Genomic DNA, 18706 nt, shown 5'->3' with positions numbered 1-18706 from the left:
TTATTGAGGCCCATAATTTGAGGCAACGTTAAGAAACACGGGAGCAGGACGCAATGAGAAGGCAGCTAACGACGGTCGCAATTGTCACGTCCGGATTGCTTGCCAGCAGTCCGCTATTGGCCCAGCAGGACGTGACATTTCAAACCAACTTGCTGTTTTCGTGTACCCTGACGCCATCGGCGGGCTCGCTAGGGCCCAATGGTGACTACACTGAGCTTTCGACTGAGAACACTGGGGCCGGCGGAGCTCCCGCGACCATCGCCATGGTCGCTCTGGGCGGCGCGGCCACGGTCGCGTTCTCGGCCCCGACGATCACAAACAGCTCGGTGGCCCCGGAAATAAGCTACACTAGTCTTTCGGGGGTTTCACAGCCGTATACGAGCTCCCAATCCTCTAGCAATCCCACCCTTTTAACTGACACTTTTACCATCAATGCTCGGGCGTCGGATCCGTCCGGCTTTGGCGCAGGAAGCTACACAATCACTACAACCGCAACGTGCTCAGGCTAAAAGTAGTATTTGCGACAGCGTGTTTGGCACTCGTGGCATGCGCGACGACTGCTGCAGCGGTGGGACTTGGCCCACTGCGAAAGAGTGGACTCACTGCAAGCGATCGCAAGGGATTTTATCTGACACTCACCAACCCTTATCCGCAGTCCGATCGGTTCCGCGCCTACGTTGATCCTGAAAGTGAAATTGATCCGAAGCGCATCTCAATCTTGCCGGAAACCATGCTGGTAGGATCTCAAAAAAGTCGGAAAATACTGGTCGTAGTCAACGACCTGACGCCTGGAGAGGAAGTCGTTTTTCGAGTCTGCGCTGAGCGTCTCGAAGAGGAGAAGGTAATTGTTCATGTCCGCGTTTGCTCGAAGCTTGGCGCTCGTCGTATTGCTCCTCGCCCTCAACAGTGAGGCTATCGGACAAACGCAAGGAGTATACTTACCCCCAGCGCCGAACGGCACAGGGGGCGAAGACTCCATCGAAACAGCCGGAGGGACACGTTGCCGGCAGTCGATGAATTCGAATGGCGCTTATCTCGACATGGGTGCGGCAGGCACTGCAGCGAGCCCTTTACCAGATGAAACCGATACCCTGCGGTTCTATAATTCCGAGCGCGATCAACGTGGCATCGTGTATGTACGGGTGACAATCCCCTTGGGAGATCGGCCCGACCGGATTGACTGCACTCGCCTCTACGAGATGGAACTGGCCCGCTTGCGAGAAGAGATCGAACTGCTCCGAATGGCTGCCGAGTAGACTGAGAGGGCCCTTTAACCCTCGCCCTTGGTCTTGGTCTTACCTACCTTCGCATTGGCTTCCATGAAGCCGATGATTTTACCGGCGATGTCCATTCCGGTCGCTTGTTCGATACCTTCCAAGCCGGGCGAGGAGTTGACCTCCATGATCACCGGCCCATGATTGCTGCGAAGCATATCGACGCCGCAGACATTCAACCCCATACGCTTTGCTGCCGCGACTGCCGTTGAACGTTCGGCGGGTGTGATTTTGATCAATTCGGCGCTTCCGCCGCGATGCAAATTGCTTCTGAAATCGTCTGGAGCGCCTGTGCGCTTCATGGTTGCGACCACCTTACCGCCGACAACAAACGCGCGGATATCGGTCCCCCCGGCTTCCTTGATGAACTCTTGGACCAGAATGTTTACATTCGCACCGCGGAATGCCTCGATTACCGATTTGGCACTGCTCATCGTCTCGGCCAACACCACGCCGATACCCTGAGTCCCCTCAAGCAGTTTTATGACAACCGGCGGCCCGTTTACAGCTTTGATGATCTCCTCAGCCTGCTTGGGGTCGTTGGCATAAGCCGTCAGAGGAAGGCCGAGCCCATGCTTGGCGAGGATTTGCATGCTGCGCAGCTTGTCGCGGCTGCGCCCGATGGCAACGCTCTCGTTCAGCGGCCAGCAGCCACGCATCTCGAACTGGCGGAGGATGGAGAGCCCGTATTGCGTAATCGATGCGCCGATGCGCGGAATGACCGCATCATAGCCAAGGCAAGGCTTGCCCTCGTAATAGACCTCGGGCCGATGGCTGGCGATGTGCACCGTACAACGCGTGGTGTTGAGGATATCGAATTCGTGCCCGCGCTCCTCCGCAGCCTCTTTCAACCGCTTATGCGAGTAGAGGTTCGGATTGCGTGCCAGCATCGCGATTTTCATGGCTTATGGCCTTTCTGGACCTTCATTTCCGGCGTCTGCAACCACGAATACCCAGAGTCTACTACAAATCGACGGCGGAGCGACGACCGGCCAATAAGCATCGGAAATTTCATGTCGCTACGGTTGGCGAGGCTGATCTCGGCGCGGAATTCGACATCGCCGATCTTCAACGGAGTCTTGATGACATAGCGATACTGAGTCTCGCCATTGGAACTCGTGATACCGCGCACGTCCACATGCACTGCCTCGCAAACCTGTCGGACATGCTGCTGGCTGAAATCGACTGCAAAGCGGACGAGCTTCTGCCCGTCACGCTCGAACTCCTCCAGCACCTCGCCGTGTAGCGAAGAGGTGCGCGCGCCGGTATCGATCTTCGCGGGGACTGCGTGGAGGCCCAGATCGGGCAAATGCACGAGCTCTCGCCATCCGACTGGCGGCAGAAATTTACGATCACTCATCGTTCCAGTCCCCCTGTTTGAACCGATTACCAGCCCTGCTCCTTTCCGGCGTTCTGCTCGTCGAGCCATGCCTTTAGCGGAGCGAAGTACTCCACCATTGCCTTACCGCTCATCTGGCGCTCGCCAGTGAACGCTTCGAGCGCATCGGGCCAAGGTTTGCTGGCGCCCATTTCGAGCATCGCATCGAGATTCTTGCCGACTTCCTTATTGCCGTAGAACGAACAGCGATGCAGCGGCCCTTCCCAACCAGCCTGATCGCAGGCAGCCTTGTAGAACTGGAACTGAAGTATGCGTGCGAGGAAATAACGCGTGTAGGGAACGTTGCCGGGAACATGGTATTTCGCTCCGGCATCGAACTGGCTTTCATCACGTGCCACCGGTGGCGTAATACCTTGATACTCCAGACGCAGGTCGTTCCAGCCTGCATTGAGCTGATCAGCCGGAATATCGCCACTGAAGAGCCCCCAGCGATAGCGGTCGACCATCAGGCCGAAAGGAAGAAACGCGATCTTGTCCATGGCCTGACGAAGAAGAAGTCCGATGTCTTTCTCAGCACTCGGCACTTCCGAAGGGTCCAGCATATCGATCTGGACGAGATATTCTGGCGTGATCGAGAGGGCGATCATATCGCCGATCGCTTCGTGGAAACCGTCGTTTGCGCCGTTCAGGTGCAAATAGTCCTGCTGGTTATAGGCACGCTGGTAATAATTGTGGCCGAGTTCGTGGTGGATCGTGATGAAATCGTCGGCATTGCGCTTGATGCACATCTTGATGCGCAGATCATCGACATTATCCACATCCCAAGCGCTGGCATGGCAGACGACCTCGCGGTCCTGCGGTTTCACGAATTGGCTACGCTCCCAGAAGGTCTCGGGCAGCGGAGCAAACCCGAGCGATGAGAAGAAATCCTCACCAACGCTCACCATCTCCTTCTCGGTGTAGCCCTTTTTCTCGATCAGATCGGTCAGATCGTAGCCCAGATCGCCTGCACCTTCGGGCGCGACGAGCGGATAGATATTGCCCCATTCCTGGGCCCACATATTGCCGAGCAGATCTGCACGGATCGGCCCGGTGGCAGGCTGGATCGCATCGCCATACTTTTCGTTGAGCTTGCTGCGAACGTATGTGTGCAGTGCCATGTAAAGCGGCTTCACTTCTTGCCACATGCGCTCGGTATCGGCGGCGAAGGCGTCCGGATCCATGTCATAGTTCGAGCGCCACATGGCACCCAAATCGGAGAAACCGAGTTCCTTAGAGCCTTCATTGGCGATGGAGATCATCCGCTGATAATCGCCGCGCATGGGTGCGCCGACGTTATTGTGCCAGCTCTCCCACATCTCCGCATATTCTGCGGGGGTGCGTTCCAGATTGCCCATCTCGGCCTCGATATCCGAGCCGGAAATCTCCTCGCCGTTCAACGTACCGCGGCCCTTGCCATACTGGCTGTTGAGGCTCGTCGCGATCTCGTTCAATTCGGTCGCGGCACCATCACGCACCGGCGCAGGCATGACGATACCGTTGCGCAGCATATCGAGCTTGCGCGCCACTTCAGGGTCGAGACCGGGTACGCGGGCATATTCGGCCGCCTTTGCGGCATAGGCGACCGACTTTTCCGTCGATACTGCACCATATTTTGCCGCAAGCGCGTCGGTATCGTGGGTGATGTAGGTCGAATTGACCCACGAAACCTGAGCGAACTCCACTCCGAAATCGAACAGGTCCTTCTCGACCATCGCTACCCAGTTCGCCGCACCTTCCGGGGTCATCGGATATACATCCGCAACAGCTGCAGGGCTTGAGGCGATGGGTTCCGCATTAGCAGTCGTGCAGGCAGCAAGCGAGATTGCGAGGGCTGACAGGGCGACGGGGGCGAACTTCATTGTGGTTTTCTCCCAAGGGGATTGAATCTGATATCTTTGGTGACCGAATTGCACCGCCGATCCTGCTTAATCAAGTGCGATCGCCGAGCCATTCCACCATGGCCTGGCCCAACTCCGGCTTGGTAACGCTACCCATGTGCGACCCGGGAATTTCCCTGTATGTCGCATCTGGCAAAAGCGCGGCCAGGTCTTCAGCCGAACCATTGTCCTGGTCTTCATCCCCGCACACGACCAGCGTCGGCATGGTGAGATTCGACAGCATGGCAAGATCGAGGTCCGGCATCGTATCGAGCAGGTGGCGTGCGGCAACCCGGTCCACGCCCTGCGATTTGAGGAATTGCATCGAGAAATAAGCCGGATCGCCGCGCGGAATGGATTCGAATTCGTCTATCACGCGCTTGAAAAACGCACTTCGTCTGGCCCATTCGCCGAGCCCTGCTGTGCCCATTCCGCCTGCAATCAGCCTCGCTGGGTGGAGAACGCCTTGCGCCGCGGCGTGAAGCGCGGTGCGGGCACCGAGCGAGAATCCGGCAAGATCATAGGCGTCGAGCGAGAGATGATCGATGAGCGCGGCAACGTCACGGACGAGAACATTCGTGGGATAGGCCTCGGCCTCCTGGGGTGCTTCGCTTTCGCCGTGTACGCGAAAATCGAGCATGAACACTTCGAACCCGTGATCGGCGAGCAGTTGAGCATGCCCCCATTTTATCCAGTTCATTTCCGCGCTGGAAAACAGACCGTGCAAAAGCACCAGGGGCCGGCCTTGACCGGTCCTGTGCAAGGCCAATCGCGTCCCATCGAAGCTGTCGAACATCTCAAGTTTCATAGCAGGCATAGCCCCTTCGACTCGTTTCTTGCGTCTTCGAACGCCTCTGCTCGCGCGTGGCAAGTACGTCGAGAAGTACCAGATGGCTTTCCACTTTTATGCGGAAACGCAGCGAAACACACCCATCCGTCCCGGCCTTATCGGCCGTGCCGACAATTCCAAAGTTGCAAAAACCTACAGCCGCATACTCTTTTTTGCTATTTGATATAATAAGCATGCTTATTATGTAGTGAGCATGATTCCTAATATCGGTTATCTTCTCTCGGACAATTCTCGCCTGCTCAGGCGCCTCTTCGATCAGCGAGTCAGCGATCTGGGGCTGACTGCCGTCCAGGCGCGACTGCTTCTCGCACTCGAAAAGTTTCCAGAGCAGAATCAGGCCTTTTATGCAGACCGGATTGAAGTGGAACCAATTACCTTGACCAGGCTAGCCGATCGGATGGAAGAAGCAGGCTGGATCGAACGCCGCCCTGCCCCCCAGGATCGTCGCGCTCGCATTCTTGCGCTCACGGAAAAGGCGCAGGATATCGTCAAGCCGCTGCGTGCAATCGTGGACCGGCTGGTCGAAGACATCTTGGAAGGTATCGATGCCGAGGAGCGTGAGCAGCTTGCCCGCCTTTTGGCAGTTGTCGGCAACAATATGACAGCTCAGCGCGAAACGCTGGAGATCACCCATGGCTGATGCCGCCCCCGCAATCACAAGCTCCGCCCCACTAAATGAAACAACGGACCAGCGGCCCAAACATCGCTGGGGCAAGCTCGCCCTAATGCTTGCTCTGCCATTGGCTCTGTTGGCAGGCGGTCTCTTTTACTGGCTGTCCCTTCAGGGGACCATCTCGACCGACAATGCCTATCTGCAACAGGATAAGGTCGCTGTCAGCGCACAAGTCGGCGGTGAGATCGTGGAAGTGTTCGTCAAGGACGGCGAGCAGGTCGAAAAGGGCCAGCTCCTCTTCCGGATCGATCCTGAACCCTACAGGCTCCAGATTGCGCAGGCTAACGCGGCCATCGCTTCGGCACAGGCCAATGTGACTGCGCTTTCCAATTCTTCCGACCTGTCGGGCGCGGACATCTCCGCCGCCCGTGAAAACATCAGTTTCGCGCAAGCCAATTTCGCACGCAAGGATGCCCTTTACGAACGCGGATTTCTGACAAAGACCGAACATGATGCTGCCGAACACGCGGTCAATCAGGCACGTGAGCAATTGCGGCAAGCACAGGCTCGGGCGCAGGCAGCTCAGGCGAAGTTGGCCACCGGCTCTGCCGTACCGGGTGAAAATCCCCAGATAGCCGCCGCGAAAGCGCAGAAAGAAGTGGCGCAGCTGGCCCTGAGCCGGACCGAAGTCCGCGCGCCTTCTGCGGGCCGCGTCGCCCAAGCCGATCGTCTGCAAGTGGGCCAGCAATTGGTTCAGGACCTGCCAGCCGTGACACTGGTGTCCGAAGGCAGCTCCTATGTGGAAGCGAATTTCAAGGAAACCGACCTTGACGATATGCGCGTAGGTCAAGCTGCAGAGGTGCGCTTCGATGCCTATCCCGACCTCGTTCTCAAGGGCCACGTCGAATCCATCGGCGCAGGTACCGGCAGCGAGTTTTCGGTTCTTCCGGCGCAGAACGCTACCGGTAACTGGGTCAAGGTCACGCAGCGCGTGCCGGTCCGCATTGCCATCGATGGCAACAGCCCACGCCAGTTGATCGCCGGCCTTTCCGCCGAAGTGACCGTCACAACCGACGATACGAAGTAAGCGCATGGCAAGCGCTGCCCTTCCCGCCGGGTCGGCCTCACCTGCTTTGGACGAGGCTCAACTCCCGGTAACCAATCACATGCTGCTGATCGTCGGCATCATGGGCGCCTCATTGCTCCAGGTCCTCGATACGACCATTGCCAATGTCGCTATCCCGCACATGCAAAGCGCGCTGGGAGCGACTGCGGAAAGCGTCACCTGGGTGCTGACCAGCTACATCATCGCTTCGGCAGTAGCTCTGCCGATCACGGGCTGGCTGGCCGACAGGATCGGGGCGCGGCGACTGTTCATTCTTTCGGTGGCGGGTTTCGTAGCCACTTCGATGCTCTGCGGAATTGCGCAGAATCTGGGCGAGATGGTCCTGTTTCGAGCGCTTCAGGGCATCGCAGGCGCCTTTATCGCTCCGCTGAGCCAGAGCTTCATGCTCGACACCACCAAGCCCAGCCGTCACCCGCAGATGATGGCCATCTGGGGTATGGGGATCATGATCGGTCCTATCCTCGGCCCGGTTCTGGGCGGCTGGCTGACCGAGAACTGGAATTGGCGGTGGGTATTCTACGTGAACCTTCCCATCGGCATTCTCAGTCTTGCGATTCTGATGGCGAACCTTCCCCATCGCGAACAGCTGACCAGGCGCTTCGATATTTTCGGTTTTGCCCTCTTGGCAATTGCTCTCGGCTCGTTTCAGCTCCTGCTCGACCGGGGGCAGCAGGCGGACTGGTTCGACAGCTACGAAATCTGGGCCTACGCGTTCCTGTGTATCTCGGCTACCTGGATGGCGGTGATCCACCTCGGCACGGCGAAGAACGGCTTGTTCGACCGCCTGCTTTTTGCCGATCGCAATTTCGTCATCGCGCTGTTCTTCATGCTGGTAATCGGCGCTGTCCTGTTCTCGGTCATGGCTCTTATGCCGCCGATGTTGCAGGGCCTGTTCGGCTACGACGTGATCGACACCGGACTGGTCCTGATGCCGCGCGGCATCGGGGTGCTCCTGTCCATGCAGGTGGCGGGTTTCCTGATGCGCAAAGGTTTCGACGCGCGGCCCGTCGTTGCGCTTGGTTTCCTAATTTGCGGTGTCTCACTGTTCGAAATGAGCCACTGGTCCTTGGCGGTCGACCGCTACAACATAGTCTTTTCCGGACTGGTGCAGGGCCTCGGCATCGGCCTCGTCTTCATCCCCTTGAATGTCAGCGCCTTCGCCACCCTCGCGCCTCGCCTACGTACTGACGGCTCCAGCCTCCTCAACCTGCTTCGGTCGCTGGGTGCCTCGGCTGGCATCTCGCTGATGACCGTCATGCTGGCCCGTAACACGCAGACCAGCCATTCCGACCTGGCGGGACATGTCACCAGCAGCGTGGTCAATTCCGTGGATGTGTCGACCGTCGACCGGTTCCAGAGTCTTGGTGACGCTGTACTGAGAGCGATGGACGGGGAGGTCACCCGGCAGGCAGCAATGATCGCCTATATAGACGATTACTACCTGATGATGTGGATGAGCTTTGCAGCCGTTCCGCTCGCATTCCTCATGAAGAAGAACACGGCCCCCACAGCCAACCTTCCACCCCCTGGCGAATGATCACCTGAAGAAACAGGTCATCCCTGAAGCCAGCCCGGTAATCTTGCCTTCGGTCGGGCTGCCGGAGAAGAAGCCCGTTATCATGCCGTAATCGGCGCTTTCGTACTGGAATTCGCCTTCCAGTGTACTGTCGGCGATAATTTGCACCGGTCGCTCATCGCGCAGGGCGGCCATTGAGGCCCCCGGACGGATACCGTCTCCGGTTACCACGCCTTCGCCCTCGCCGAGGAACCACCCGACGAACTTCCCGTCCTGATAGGCGATCTGGAGCGGTCCGCTCTGCGAAAAATCGGCCGGACCGATACCGCATTCCGCATTCGAGGATTTCTGCGGCTGGTCTCCAAACGCGACGGTCAGAAGAGCGTCCACCTCACCCCGCGGAGTGCCGAAACGCGGAGCTTCGCGTGCGCCGCCTTGCCGCACGGCAAGACCATTGGAATCCACAACGACCTTTGCATCCGCCAGCCTGCTTTCCGGCACTTGATCCGCGGACTGCTCTCCCTTGGCAGACGGCGCGTCGGTCCCGCTTCCGCAGGCTGCGAGAGCGAGCATCAGGGCGAACGGGAGGCTGGCGCGGATCATCCCTTTTTCAGGCACTCGCGGCCGAGCAATTCTGCGATCTGAACTGCGTTGAGAGCCGCGCCTTTCCTGAGGTTGTCCGAAACGCACCACAGCGCAATGCCATTGTCGACCGTCGGATCGTCGCGCACGCGGCTGATGTAGGTCGCACTGTCGCCGGCGCTTTCCACCGGAGTGATGTATCCTTCGTCTTCGCGCTTGTCGATCAGCATGATGCCGGGCGCCTCGCGCAGGATTTCCTGCGCCTGCTCGGCCGACAGTTCATTCTCGAATTCGATGTTCACGCTTTCCGAATGGCCGACAAAAACCGGCACCCGGACGCAGGTCGCATTCAGCTTGATCTTGGGGTCGAGGATCTTCTTGGTCTCGACCACCATCTTCCATTCTTCCTTGGTCGAGCCATCATCCATGAAGACGTCGATGTGCGGAATGACGTTGAAAGCGATCTGCTTGGTGAATTTCACCGGCTCGACCGGATCGCCCACGAAAATGGCGCGGCTCTGCTGGAACAATTCGTCCATGCCTGCCTTGCCAGCGCCGGAAACCGACTGATAGGTGGAAACCACGACGCGTTTGATCGTAGCCGCATCGTGAAGCGGCTTGAGAGCTACCACGAGCTGCGCGGTCGAGCAGTTGGGGTTCGCGATGATGTTGCGCTTCTTGTACTCGTGGATCGCATCGGGATTCACCTCAGGCACGATCAACGGCACATCGGGATCCATGCGGTAGAGCGAGGAATTGTCAATCACCACGCATCCCGCGGCCGCTGCCTTGGGCGCGTATTCCTTGGCCGGGCCGCTACCCGCAGCGAACAAGGCTATGTCCCAACCGGACCAGTCGAAATGCTCGATGTTCTTGCACTTGAGCATCTTGCCGGTGTCACCGAATTCGACCTCGGTGCCATGCGAACGGCTGCTGGCCACCGCAGCCACCTCGTCACAGGGAAACTCGCGTTCGGCAAGAACCTGCATCATTTCACGGCCGACGTTTCCGGTCGCGCCGACTATGGCAACACGATAACCCAAAGTATTTCTCCAATTCTTTCGCAGCCGAGATAGCGATTAGCCATGCGCCCGCAAGCGCACATTCGTTTGCGGGCGCTAAACCGTTACTCCCCGGCGTCCTCCGGTGGCGTGACCCCGTGATGTTCCAGAAAGCGGAAGACGGTGTTGTAGCGATGGGGCGAAATCTGCTCGCCCGAAACGCGGTGCGTGTAGCCCGGGTAAAGCATCATTTCGAAAGGCACGTTGGCCTCCTGCATCGCCGAGATTACTTCGGTCGCGTTCTCGAAGACCACGTTGTCGTCGGCCATACCGTGAATGAGCAGCAGCGGATCGACGATCTTGGTGGCATTCGGAACGGCGGAGGCCGCCTCATAAGCTGCAGCGTCAGCCTGCGGCGTACCCATGAAACGCTCGGTATAATGGGTATCGTAAAGCTCCCAGCGGGTGACGGGCGCTCCGGAAATGCCTGCGGCATAGAGGCCCGGATCGGCCTGAAGCTGCTTCAGCGTCATGTAACCGCCGTAAGACCAGCCATCGATGGCAATCTTGTCGGGATCGACGAAATCCAGCGTCTTGAGATAGTCGGCACCGGCCTTCTGGTCGCGCACCTCGACCGTACCCATCGCCCTGTAGATGGGCTGCTCGAAGGCCACGCCGCGGTTGGCACTGCCGCGATTGTCGAGCGCGAACCAGATATAACCCATGTCCACGATCGCCTGACGCAGGGCGCTATTCCAGCCACGATTGACCGTCTGCGGCCCAGGCCCGCCATAATGATAGAAATAGACCGGATAGCGCTTGCCCACCTCCATCTCGGGCGTGACCATCTCCCAGTACAGGGGCGTGCCGTCTTCTGCCGGAATGGCGCCGTATTGCGTGGGCCGATGGCTTGCGCGATACGGTGCATAGGGGTGGTCGCCATCGAGCCTGTTCTCCTCGATCCAGGCAAGACGCTCGCCGGTCGCGTCGGCGATGTAGCTTTGAGGCGGCGTATCGTCGTTCGAGCGCGTGACGAGGAGTGTCTGGCCTTTCCTGTCCATGCTGGCCGAATGGGTGTAGCCGCGTTCGGTGAGGCGCGTGATTTCGCCCGGATTGCGATAGTCGAGCGCATAGACATGCTGTTCGAGCACGTCGTCCTTCGTGCCGGTGAAGAAGATCCGGCCTGCCTGCTCGTCCACCCCGACCAGCCTGGTAACCACCCACTCGCCGCTCGTCAGCTGGACCGGCCCTTCCTGCGTGCGGCGATAAAGGTGACCGTAACCATCACTTTCGGACCACCAGATAAGCGTGCGATCATCTAGAGCGCGATAATTGTCGGACAGGTTGATCCAGTAATGCGGAGCGGCTGCTTCCTCGGTCAGCACGACCGTGCTCGCGCCAGTGCGCGGATCGACCGTCAGCAGCTCCAGCACCGTCTGGGCACGGTTCTGGCGCTGCACGAACAGCGTCGACCCGTCCGGCGCCCAGTCGACCCGTGCAAGGTAGAAATCGTCGCGATTGTCCGGGTCGTAATATTTCGGGTTCTGGTTGGAGCGAAGGTCGACCTCGACTCTCTTGCCGCCATCCGCATCCATCAGGAACAGCTGGACCAAGGCATTGGCGCTACCCGCGACGGGGTAGCGCTGATCGAACACCCTGGTCCCGGTCGCGCCGATGGCCGCGCGGGTGACGATGGCCACCCCGCTCTCATCGAAACGCTGGACCGCGATGCGGCTCTCGTCCGGGCTCCACCAATAGCCGTCGATGCGCGCCATCTCTTCTTGGGCGACGAATTCGGCTTCGCCCCAGCGGATGTCGGCGCCTTCTTTCGGCGTGATCGGCGCGGCCTCGCCCTCCACCTCGCCCACCCAGAGCTGGCGATCGCGCACGAAGCTGATGAAGTTCCCCTGCGGGCTTAGCGCGGGGTTCAGTTCGCTTTCCTCGGTATCGGTAACCTGGACCACCTGTCCGTCGAGGCTGGCGAGATAAAGGTCGCCGTCCAGAGGTACGAGGATCGCCTTACCGTTGGACGTCCATTCGTAGCTGATTATTCCGGTCAAGTTCCCTACGCGCGCACGCTCGCGCTGCATCTTCTCATCCTCGGACAGTTCGCGGCCCGATCCCACCTTTTCGCTGTCGACCAGCATCGACCATTCGCCCGCGTCGCGATCGAACGCCCACAGATCGTAGCGCGAGAGATCGTCGGCGCGGTTACGCAAGACGGTGAGATAGCGCCCATCGGGAGAAAGCTTCGCCTGACGCGGTGCCGGACCATCCAGCGAGGGAGAGGCGAAAACGCGCTCGAAGGTGAGGTCCATTGCGGCGGTCTCCTGCGAGGTAGTGTGGTGATCGGCCAGTGCCGGCGTGGCAAGGCAGGTGCCCAGCGCGAGAGCTGTGGCAAGGCGAAGCGACTTCATGGTTTCTCCCGGAATATCTTCCGGGCCCTCCTCGCAAGCACGAAAGCCGAAAGCAAGCGCGCAGGAGGTCGGCCGTCTTTTCATGCCTAATTTGAAGTTAAGCGCGCTTCCTTAAACTTGCTTAAGGCACAGATGCCAGAAGCTGGTCTTGTCACCGGGCGGCGCTTTCCGGCTCACAAGCTTCCCGGTGACATCTATTTGGGCCAGCGATGGCTCGCTATGATCCCCACGTCATGAGGGCGGCGCTTCCTTGGAGCGCCGCCCTCACTCGTTTAGGCTTTACCGGATCTCAAAAAGAAAGGGCGGCCCCGCAGGACCGCCCTCCCATATTTTTCGTGTGCGGGCTCTACGCCCGAAACATTATGCCTTCGGCGCGTTGTCGCGGCGTTCCGCGATACGCGCGCGCTTGCCGGTGCGGCCGCGCAGATAGTACAGCTTCGCACGACGCACGATACCGCGGCGAACCACGGTGACGCTGTCGACGATCGGCGAATACAGCGGGAACACACGTTCCACGCCTTCACCGAACGAAAGCTTGCGGACGGTGAAGTTGCTGCCCATGCCGCGGTTCGAGCGGGCAATGACAACGCCTTCGAAATTCTGGACACGCTCGCGGGTGCCTTCGACAACCTTCACACCAACGCGGACGGTGTCGCCTGCGCGGAATTCGGGAATGTCCTTGCCGAGGTTTTCAATTGCTTCGGCTTCGAGCTGCTGGATCAGGTTCATTGTCCTGGTCTTCCTACTTCTTTTGCCGCGCGCCAGAGGCAGACTGGTCCCGAACACCACAATAGCGTTCCCAAAGGTCCGGCCTGCGTAACCGAGTATCTTCCTCGCTCCTGGCCTTGCGCCAGGCAGCGATTTTCGCATGATCCCCCGATCGCAGCACTTCAGGGATCGTGCGCCCTTCCCATTCCTGAGGTCGGGTGTATTGCGGATATTCGATGAGGCCGTTTTCGTAGCTCTCTTCGACTCCGCTATCGGGCGCGCCCATTACTCCGGGAAGCAGGCGAATGCAAGCGTCGAGGATGGCCAGGGCCGCAGTCTCGCCGCCCGACAGGACGATATCGGCAAGGCTGACCTGCTCGATCTCAGGGTAATGGTCGAAAATCCGCTCGTCGAAGCCCTCGAACCGTCCGCACAGGAAGGCGACCCCGGGGCCGGCCGCAATCTCGCGAATGCGCGCTTGCGTGATGGGTTTCCCTCGCGGCGTCATGGCGAGAATCGGTCGTCCGGTACCGACGCTTTTAATCGCGGGGCCAAGGACGTCCGCCTTGAGCACCATCCCCGCCCCGCCCCCGGCAGGCGTATCATCGACCGTGCGATGCTTGTCCGTGGCAAAGTCGCGGATCTGGACCGTCTCGCAAGACCAGTCTCCCCGCTCCAGCGCCTTGCCCGCCAGGGATATGCCCAAAGGTCCGGGGAACATCTCTGGATAGAGGGTGAGGATGGTGGCTGCGAAGGTCATGGCGCGCGCCTTAGCGACTGTTACGCGGCGATACCACTTCGGTTACGAGTATCACCTGCTTCAGGTGAGATGCCCGTCCTTATCGTTAATGTTCGGTATGAACTTACCGAACATTAACGATGTCGCGATTCCCAAGGCTGCCAGCCCGAAACCAGCCAGGATGTCCTGCCCGTGCAATATCACAGTGTCCTTTCCACTGAGGAGTGAGGCGAAAAGCACCGCCAGGGGCGCCGTACTGGCAAAGAAATGCCGCAATCGAGGGCCGATGCCAGTCGATATCGTCGCAACGCCCACGCTCAACGCCGCGGCCATCGCCATGTAACTTGCCGCCAGTAAAATCGGATTATCGAGCATAATCGGTCCCCGCTATTAGATCAGATCGAGCAGGCGCTTAACGTCATCCGTCTTAGATTGGCAATACACCACTCTGCGAACGACTTTATGAGCCGGTCATCGGCACACCTTTCCAGGCCGAGCGTATTGCAGCCATGGATACGGATGACTGCATCATCATCGGCGCCGGCCCGGCGGGCCTTACGGCGGCAATCTACCTCGCCCGATATCACCTAGACATCCGCATGTTCGATTGCGGCACGAGCCGGGCGAGCTGGATCCCGACCAGCCACAACCACGCCGGTTTTCCTGATGGTATCAACGGCGCCGAGCTGCTCGACAGAATGCGCGAACAGGCTGCGAAGTACGGGGCGCTGCGCGAACCAAAGCGGGTGACCGATCTGACCAAACCTGACGATTGCTTTACCGTCACTTGCGACGATGAGACGTACCGCGCCCGCACAGTGTTGCTGGCGACGGGCGTCGTCAACAATCGGCCCGAAGGCATCGAAGAGCAGTTGCATGACGAAGCCCTGTCGCGCGGCCTGATCCGTTATTGCCCGGTCTGCGATGGCTATGAAGTGACGGACAAGAAAGTCGCCGTGATCGGCACCGGAGATCACGGCACGGCCGAGGCGCAGTTCCTGCGCGGATATACCAAGGACATCACTCTGGTTTCTCCGCACGGAGACCATGATCTGTCCGACGCCTGCAGCGAGGCGCTGGACGATGCCGGGATCAAGCGGGTCGCCGGGCCATGCGGCGAATTTGCGATCGAGAACGGCCAGATCGGCTTCGCGACGGCGGAAGGGAGAATGGTGTTCGATACCTTCTACCCCGCGCTCGGCTCGGTCATCCGGTCAGGACTGGCCAAAAACTGCGGCGCGAAGTTGAGCGACGAAGGCTGCGTCCTGGTCGGCGACCATCTGGAAACCAGCGTAAACGGCCTCTTTGCCGCAGGAGATGTGGTCCTGGGCCTCGATCAGATCAGCCACGCCATGGGGCAGGCAGGCGTTGCCTCGACAGCGATCCGTAATCGGCTGGCCGAGAAAATGCCGCTGCGTCGTTAATCGACGAAATCGGAACTAACTGTCAGTTTTTCCGTATCCCAGCCCGGAACGGCCTGCTCGGTTAACGGGACCATGAACTTCTTGCCGTCGGGCTGCTCGATCTCGATGATCTCGGTCGCGCCGAAATTCTCGACCGCGCACACGCGCCCGATCGCTTCACCTTTGTCGGTCATGACAGGCAGTCCAAGCAGGTCCGAATAATAGAATTCGCCCTCTTCCAGCTCGGGAAGTGCATCACGCGAAACGGTGAGGACGGTGCCGCGCAGTTTCTCGGCGGCGGTGCGGTCGGCAACCTCGGCGAAGCGCGCGATGGCGCCACCCTTGTTGTCGCTCCGCAATTTGGAGACGGTCAATGCCCCCTCGTTGAAGCTCTTGTGCGGTTTCAGGGCCTCGAAGCCCTCTCCCAGCAGCTTCAGACGGACTTCGCCCGCCACGCCATGCGCACCGGTGACGGCAGCAAGGGTGACGGGCTTGTCCTGCATCGAAATGCTCAGCCTTCGGCCTGCTCTTCGGTGGCTTCTTCGGCGGGTGCTTCTTCAGCAGCAGCTTCTTCAGCCGGTGCTTCGGCAGCAGCCTTGGCGGCTTCTTCGGCCTCAGCAACCTTGGCAGCCTTTTCTTCAGCGCGTTCCTTGGCAGCTTCGCCCGGTTCGCCCTTCTTTGGGTTGTTCTTCGGTGCGCGCTCCAGAATGCCGGCAGCGTCGAAGAAACGATGAACACGGTCGGAAGGCACCGCGCCGACGCTCAGCCAGTGACGTGCACGATCTTCGTCGAGCTTCACGCGCTCGCCCGAATCCTTCGGCAGCATCGGGTTGTAGGTGCCGATCTGCTCGAGATACTTGCCGTCACGCGGGCTGCGCGAGTCCGACACGACGATGCGGTAGTAAGGACGCTTCTTCGCGCCACCGCGCGACAGACGAATTGCAACTGCCATTTTACTTCACCTTTCGAATGTAAATATCGGTAATTCGGTTATTTCTTGTTCAACATATCGCGCAGCTCTGGCGGCAGCGTATCGGGATCGACCGAAGGCCCTTTCCCGCCGCTGCCGAGGCCCGGAAGGCCGCCCAGCGGGCCGGGGCCGCCCGGACCGCCGAGGCCCGGCATGGCGGCACCCAGGCCGCCTTTGCCGAACAGCGCGCCGAGCCCCTTGAGCCCGCCCATCTTCTTGATCTGCTTCATGGCCTTGGACATTTCCTGGTGCATCTTGAGCACCTTGTTCACATCCTGGACCTGCGTGCCCGAACCTGCCGCCACGCGCTTCTTGCGCTTGGCGTTGAGCAGCTTGGGAAGCTTGCGTTCCTTGGGAGTCATCGAGCCGATGATCGCATCCATGTGGACGAGAACCTTGTCGTCCATCCCGCTCGACGCCATCGCCGCCTTGGCTTTTTTCATGCCCGGCATCATTCCAGCCAGTGCGCCAAGCCCGCCCATGCTCTGCATCTGCTTCAGCTGCATGCGCAAATCGTCGAGGTCGAATTCGCCCTTCGCCATCTTCTTGGCGAGCGCTTCGGCCTCTTCTTCCTTGATCGCGGTTGCTGCCCGCTCGACCAGCGAGACGACGTCCCCCATGCCGAGGATGCGGCCGGCCACGCGCTTGGGATCGAAGGCCTCGATCGCATCGAGCTTTTCCCCGGTACCGGCAAACTTGACCGGCTTGCCGGTGACATAGCGCATCGACAGAGCCGCACCGCCGCGGGCATCGCCGTCCATACGGGTCAGCACCACGCCGGTCAGCGGCACTTCGCCGGTAAAGCTCTGCGCGACATTGACTGCGTCCTGGCCGGTCAGGCTGTCGACCACCAGCAGCACTTCGGTGGGCGAAGAGACCGCATTGATCGCCTTCATCTCGGCCATCAGCGCTTCATCGACATGCAGGCGGCCCGCAGTGTCGAGCAGCAGCACGTCGGCAGCCTGAAGCCTGGCGCTTTCCATTGCACGGCGCGCGATGTCGACCGGTTGCTGACCCGCAACGATGGGCAGCGTCGCCACATCGACCTGTTCGCCCAGTACCTTGAGCTGTTCCTGTGCGGCCGGGCGATTGACGTCGAGCGAGGCCATCATGGCCTTCTTGCCGTGCTTTTCGCGCAGCAGCTTGCCGAGCTTGGCCGTCGTGGTCGTCTTACCCGAACCCTGCAAACCGACCATCATGATGACGACCGGCGGCTTGGCGTTGAGGTTCAGTTCGCGCGGTTCGGCATCCTCGCCGTCGCCGCCGAGCATTTCGACCAGCTCGTCATTGACGATCTTGACGACCTGCTGGCCGGGCGTGACCGACTTGAGGACTTCGGACCCGATCGCCTTTTCGGTGACCGCATCGATGAAGCGGCGCACGACGGGCAGCGCGACGTCGGCTTCGAGCAGCGCGATGCGCACTTCGCGCATGGCTTCGCGAACGTCGCTCTCCGACAGCGAGCCACGGCCCTTGAGCTTGTCGAAGACAGTACCGAGCCGGTCGGACAGATTGTCGAACATGTGTGTTCTACTCCTTGCCGACACGACATGCCGGATTAAACGCGAAAAACGCCGGCGGACGAAAACTCGTCAGCCAGCGTGGGGTCAGACCCCTGTGAAACCCGAATGTATATCCAGGTGTGGTGGAAGCAAGCCGCGGCCGTCGCCACGACCTGCTACCATCGCACCCGAAGTGCCATTTGTGAAATGGTGGAGCCTAGCGGGATCGAACCGCTGACCTCTACAATGCCATTGTAGCGCTCTCCCAGCTGAGCTAAGGCCCCGAACCATTTTCAACCGATGCATCCTGGGAGGTGCATCACCCTTGCGGGAGGCGCCCAATATAAGCAGCCCTCCCGCAATGCAACAGCTAATTTCAAGCTAAATCAGCTTTCATCCGCGTCGTCGTCGTCGCCCTTGGATTTCGTTTCCACGCCAAGGTCGTCGTCGCCGCCGAGATCGACTTCATTGTCCGGCGAATCATCGTCTTCGTCGATGTCGATATCCAGATCATCATCGTCATCGCCGCCCAGATCGGAATCGGCTTCGCCCTTCTTGTCCTTCTTCTCTTCCTCGGCGAGGATCGGCTGCTTGGACTTGAGCACGGGTTCGGGCGACCACTCTTCACCGCATTCGATGCAGGTGACGGGATCGTCCTTGTTCAGATCGTAGAAGCGGGTGCCGCAGTTCGGGCAGGTGCGCTTGGTGCCCCATTCAGGTTTGACCATGTGTAATCCTTGGATGCTG

General features: G+C 59.7%; 20 protein-coding genes and 1 tRNA gene. 6 read left to right on the top strand and 15 right to left on the bottom strand.

Annotated features, from left to right (window positions below; all coding sequences use genetic code 11):
* The first annotated feature begins 532 nt into the window (after positions 1 to 532).
* Both K3175_RS00360 and K3175_RS00355 read left to right on the top strand, forming a co-directional pair.
* Entirely contained in the window at positions 533 to 910 is a 378-nt protein-coding gene (locus tag K3175_RS00360; protein ID WP_221541401.1) for a hypothetical protein, read from the top strand.
* 103 nt (positions 911 to 1013) lie between these two features.
* The gene (locus K3175_RS00355; RefSeq protein WP_221541400.1) at positions 1014 to 1256 is read left to right on the top strand and encodes a hypothetical protein; all 243 of its coding nucleotides are present in this window, start codon (positions 1014 to 1016) and stop codon (positions 1254 to 1256) included.
* Positions 1257 to 1270: 14 nt separating this feature from the next.
* On the opposite strand, the gene rimK is transcribed toward K3175_RS00355, so the two are convergent.
* From rimK to K3175_RS00335, 4 genes are all read right to left on the bottom strand, one after another.
* Complete coding sequence (rimK, locus tag K3175_RS00350; RefSeq protein WP_221541399.1) at positions 1271 to 2176, bottom strand: 30S ribosomal protein S6--L-glutamate ligase; 906 nt, start codon at positions 2174 to 2176, stop codon at positions 1271 to 1273.
* Positions 2173 to 2634: an ATP-dependent zinc protease family protein gene (locus K3175_RS00345; RefSeq protein WP_221541398.1), complete on the bottom strand. Its 462-nt coding sequence runs from the start codon at positions 2632 to 2634 to the stop codon at positions 2173 to 2175. Before K3175_RS00345 ends, rimK begins: the two co-directional genes overlap by 4 nt.
* A 26-nt stretch (positions 2635 to 2660) precedes the next feature.
* Positions 2661 to 4514 carry a M2 family metallopeptidase gene (locus K3175_RS00340; protein ID WP_221541397.1) on the bottom strand — a complete coding sequence of 618 codons (1854 nt, stop codon included), beginning with the start codon at positions 4512 to 4514 and terminating at the stop codon, positions 2661 to 2663.
* Positions 4515 to 4584: 70 nt separating this feature from the next.
* Positions 4585 to 5340: an alpha/beta fold hydrolase gene (locus K3175_RS00335; protein WP_221541396.1), complete on the bottom strand. Its 756-nt coding sequence runs from the start codon at positions 5338 to 5340 to the stop codon at positions 4585 to 4587.
* A gap of 235 nt (positions 5341 to 5575) precedes the next feature.
* On the opposite strand from K3175_RS00335, the gene K3175_RS00330 reads away from it, so the two are divergent.
* The 3 genes from K3175_RS00330 to K3175_RS00320 all read left to right on the top strand — a co-directional run bounded on the left by K3175_RS00330 (position 5576) and on the right by K3175_RS00320 (position 8658).
* Positions 5576 to 6022 (top strand): MarR family winged helix-turn-helix transcriptional regulator, encoded by a 447-nt coding sequence (locus tag K3175_RS00330; RefSeq protein WP_221542294.1) that lies wholly within the window; start codon positions 5576 to 5578, stop codon positions 6020 to 6022.
* Between the two features lie 100 nt (positions 6023 to 6122).
* Positions 6123 to 7082, top strand: a complete 960-nt coding sequence (locus K3175_RS00325; protein WP_247710602.1) for an HlyD family secretion protein — start codon at positions 6123 to 6125, stop codon at positions 7080 to 7082.
* A gap of 4 nt (positions 7083 to 7086) precedes the next feature.
* Positions 7087 to 8658, top strand: coding sequence for a DHA2 family efflux MFS transporter permease subunit (locus K3175_RS00320; RefSeq protein ID WP_221541395.1), 1572 nt, complete (start codon positions 7087 to 7089; stop codon positions 8656 to 8658).
* Here K3175_RS00320 and K3175_RS00315 read toward each other — a convergent pair whose 3' ends face one another.
* The 6 genes from K3175_RS00315 to K3175_RS00290 all read right to left on the bottom strand — a co-directional run bounded on the left by K3175_RS00315 (position 8659) and on the right by K3175_RS00290 (position 14459).
* Positions 8659 to 9255 carry a hypothetical protein gene (locus tag K3175_RS00315; RefSeq protein ID WP_221541394.1) on the bottom strand — a complete coding sequence of 199 codons (597 nt, stop codon included), beginning with the start codon at positions 9253 to 9255 and terminating at the stop codon, positions 8659 to 8661.
* Positions 9237 to 10262, bottom strand: a complete 1026-nt coding sequence (locus K3175_RS00310) for an aspartate-semialdehyde dehydrogenase (protein ID WP_221541393.1) — start codon at positions 10260 to 10262, stop codon at positions 9237 to 9239. Before K3175_RS00310 ends, K3175_RS00315 begins: the two co-directional genes overlap by 19 nt.
* A gap of 83 nt (positions 10263 to 10345) precedes the next feature.
* Positions 10346 to 12637, bottom strand: coding sequence for a S9 family peptidase (locus K3175_RS00305; protein ID WP_221541392.1), 2292 nt, complete (start codon positions 12635 to 12637; stop codon positions 10346 to 10348).
* A 360-nt stretch (positions 12638 to 12997) separates the two neighbouring features.
* Entirely contained in the window at positions 12998 to 13366 is a 369-nt protein-coding gene (gene rplS, locus K3175_RS00300) for a 50S ribosomal protein L19 (protein ID WP_247710601.1), read from the bottom strand.
* Between the two features lie 13 nt (positions 13367 to 13379).
* Positions 13380 to 14105 carry a tRNA (guanosine(37)-N1)-methyltransferase TrmD gene (trmD, locus tag K3175_RS00295; protein ID WP_221541391.1) on the bottom strand — a complete coding sequence of 242 codons (726 nt, stop codon included), beginning with the start codon at positions 14103 to 14105 and terminating at the stop codon, positions 13380 to 13382.
* Between the two features lie 60 nt (positions 14106 to 14165).
* Positions 14166 to 14459 (bottom strand): hypothetical protein, encoded by a 294-nt coding sequence (locus K3175_RS00290; protein WP_221541390.1) that lies wholly within the window; start codon positions 14457 to 14459, stop codon positions 14166 to 14168.
* A gap of 134 nt (positions 14460 to 14593) precedes the next feature.
* Between K3175_RS00290 and K3175_RS00285 the strand changes: the two genes are divergently transcribed.
* Positions 14594 to 15508: an NAD(P)/FAD-dependent oxidoreductase gene (locus K3175_RS00285; protein ID WP_221541389.1), complete on the top strand. Its 915-nt coding sequence runs from the start codon at positions 14594 to 14596 to the stop codon at positions 15506 to 15508.
* Here K3175_RS00285 and rimM read toward each other — a convergent pair.
* From rimM to K3175_RS00260, 5 genes are all read right to left on the bottom strand, one after another.
* Entirely contained in the window at positions 15505 to 15990 is a 486-nt protein-coding gene (gene rimM, locus K3175_RS00280) for a ribosome maturation factor RimM (protein ID WP_221541388.1), read from the bottom strand. The two genes, K3175_RS00285 and rimM, sit on opposite strands and share 4 nt — an antisense overlap.
* Positions 15991 to 15998: 8 nt before the next feature.
* Positions 15999 to 16439 carry a 30S ribosomal protein S16 gene (gene rpsP, locus K3175_RS00275; RefSeq protein ID WP_221541387.1) on the bottom strand — a complete coding sequence of 147 codons (441 nt, stop codon included), beginning with the start codon at positions 16437 to 16439 and terminating at the stop codon, positions 15999 to 16001.
* A 38-nt stretch (positions 16440 to 16477) separates the two neighbouring features.
* Entirely contained in the window at positions 16478 to 17980 is a 1503-nt protein-coding gene (gene ffh, locus K3175_RS00270; protein ID WP_221541386.1) for a signal recognition particle protein, read from the bottom strand.
* 187 nt (positions 17981 to 18167) lie between these two features.
* Positions 18168 to 18243, bottom strand: a tRNA-Ala gene (locus tag K3175_RS00265).
* A gap of 102 nt (positions 18244 to 18345) precedes the next feature.
* Positions 18346 to 18687, bottom strand: a complete 342-nt coding sequence (locus K3175_RS00260) for a TIGR02300 family protein (RefSeq protein ID WP_221541385.1) — start codon at positions 18685 to 18687, stop codon at positions 18346 to 18348.
* Positions 18688 to 18706 lie beyond the last annotated feature (19 nt).

The organism is Qipengyuania aestuarii (assembly GCF_019711535.1).
Taxonomy (GTDB): Bacteria; Pseudomonadota; Alphaproteobacteria; order Sphingomonadales; family Sphingomonadaceae; genus Qipengyuania; species Qipengyuania aestuarii.
Note: the sequence above shows the minus strand (reverse complement) of the source record. Positions and strands in the feature narration are given on the sequence as shown.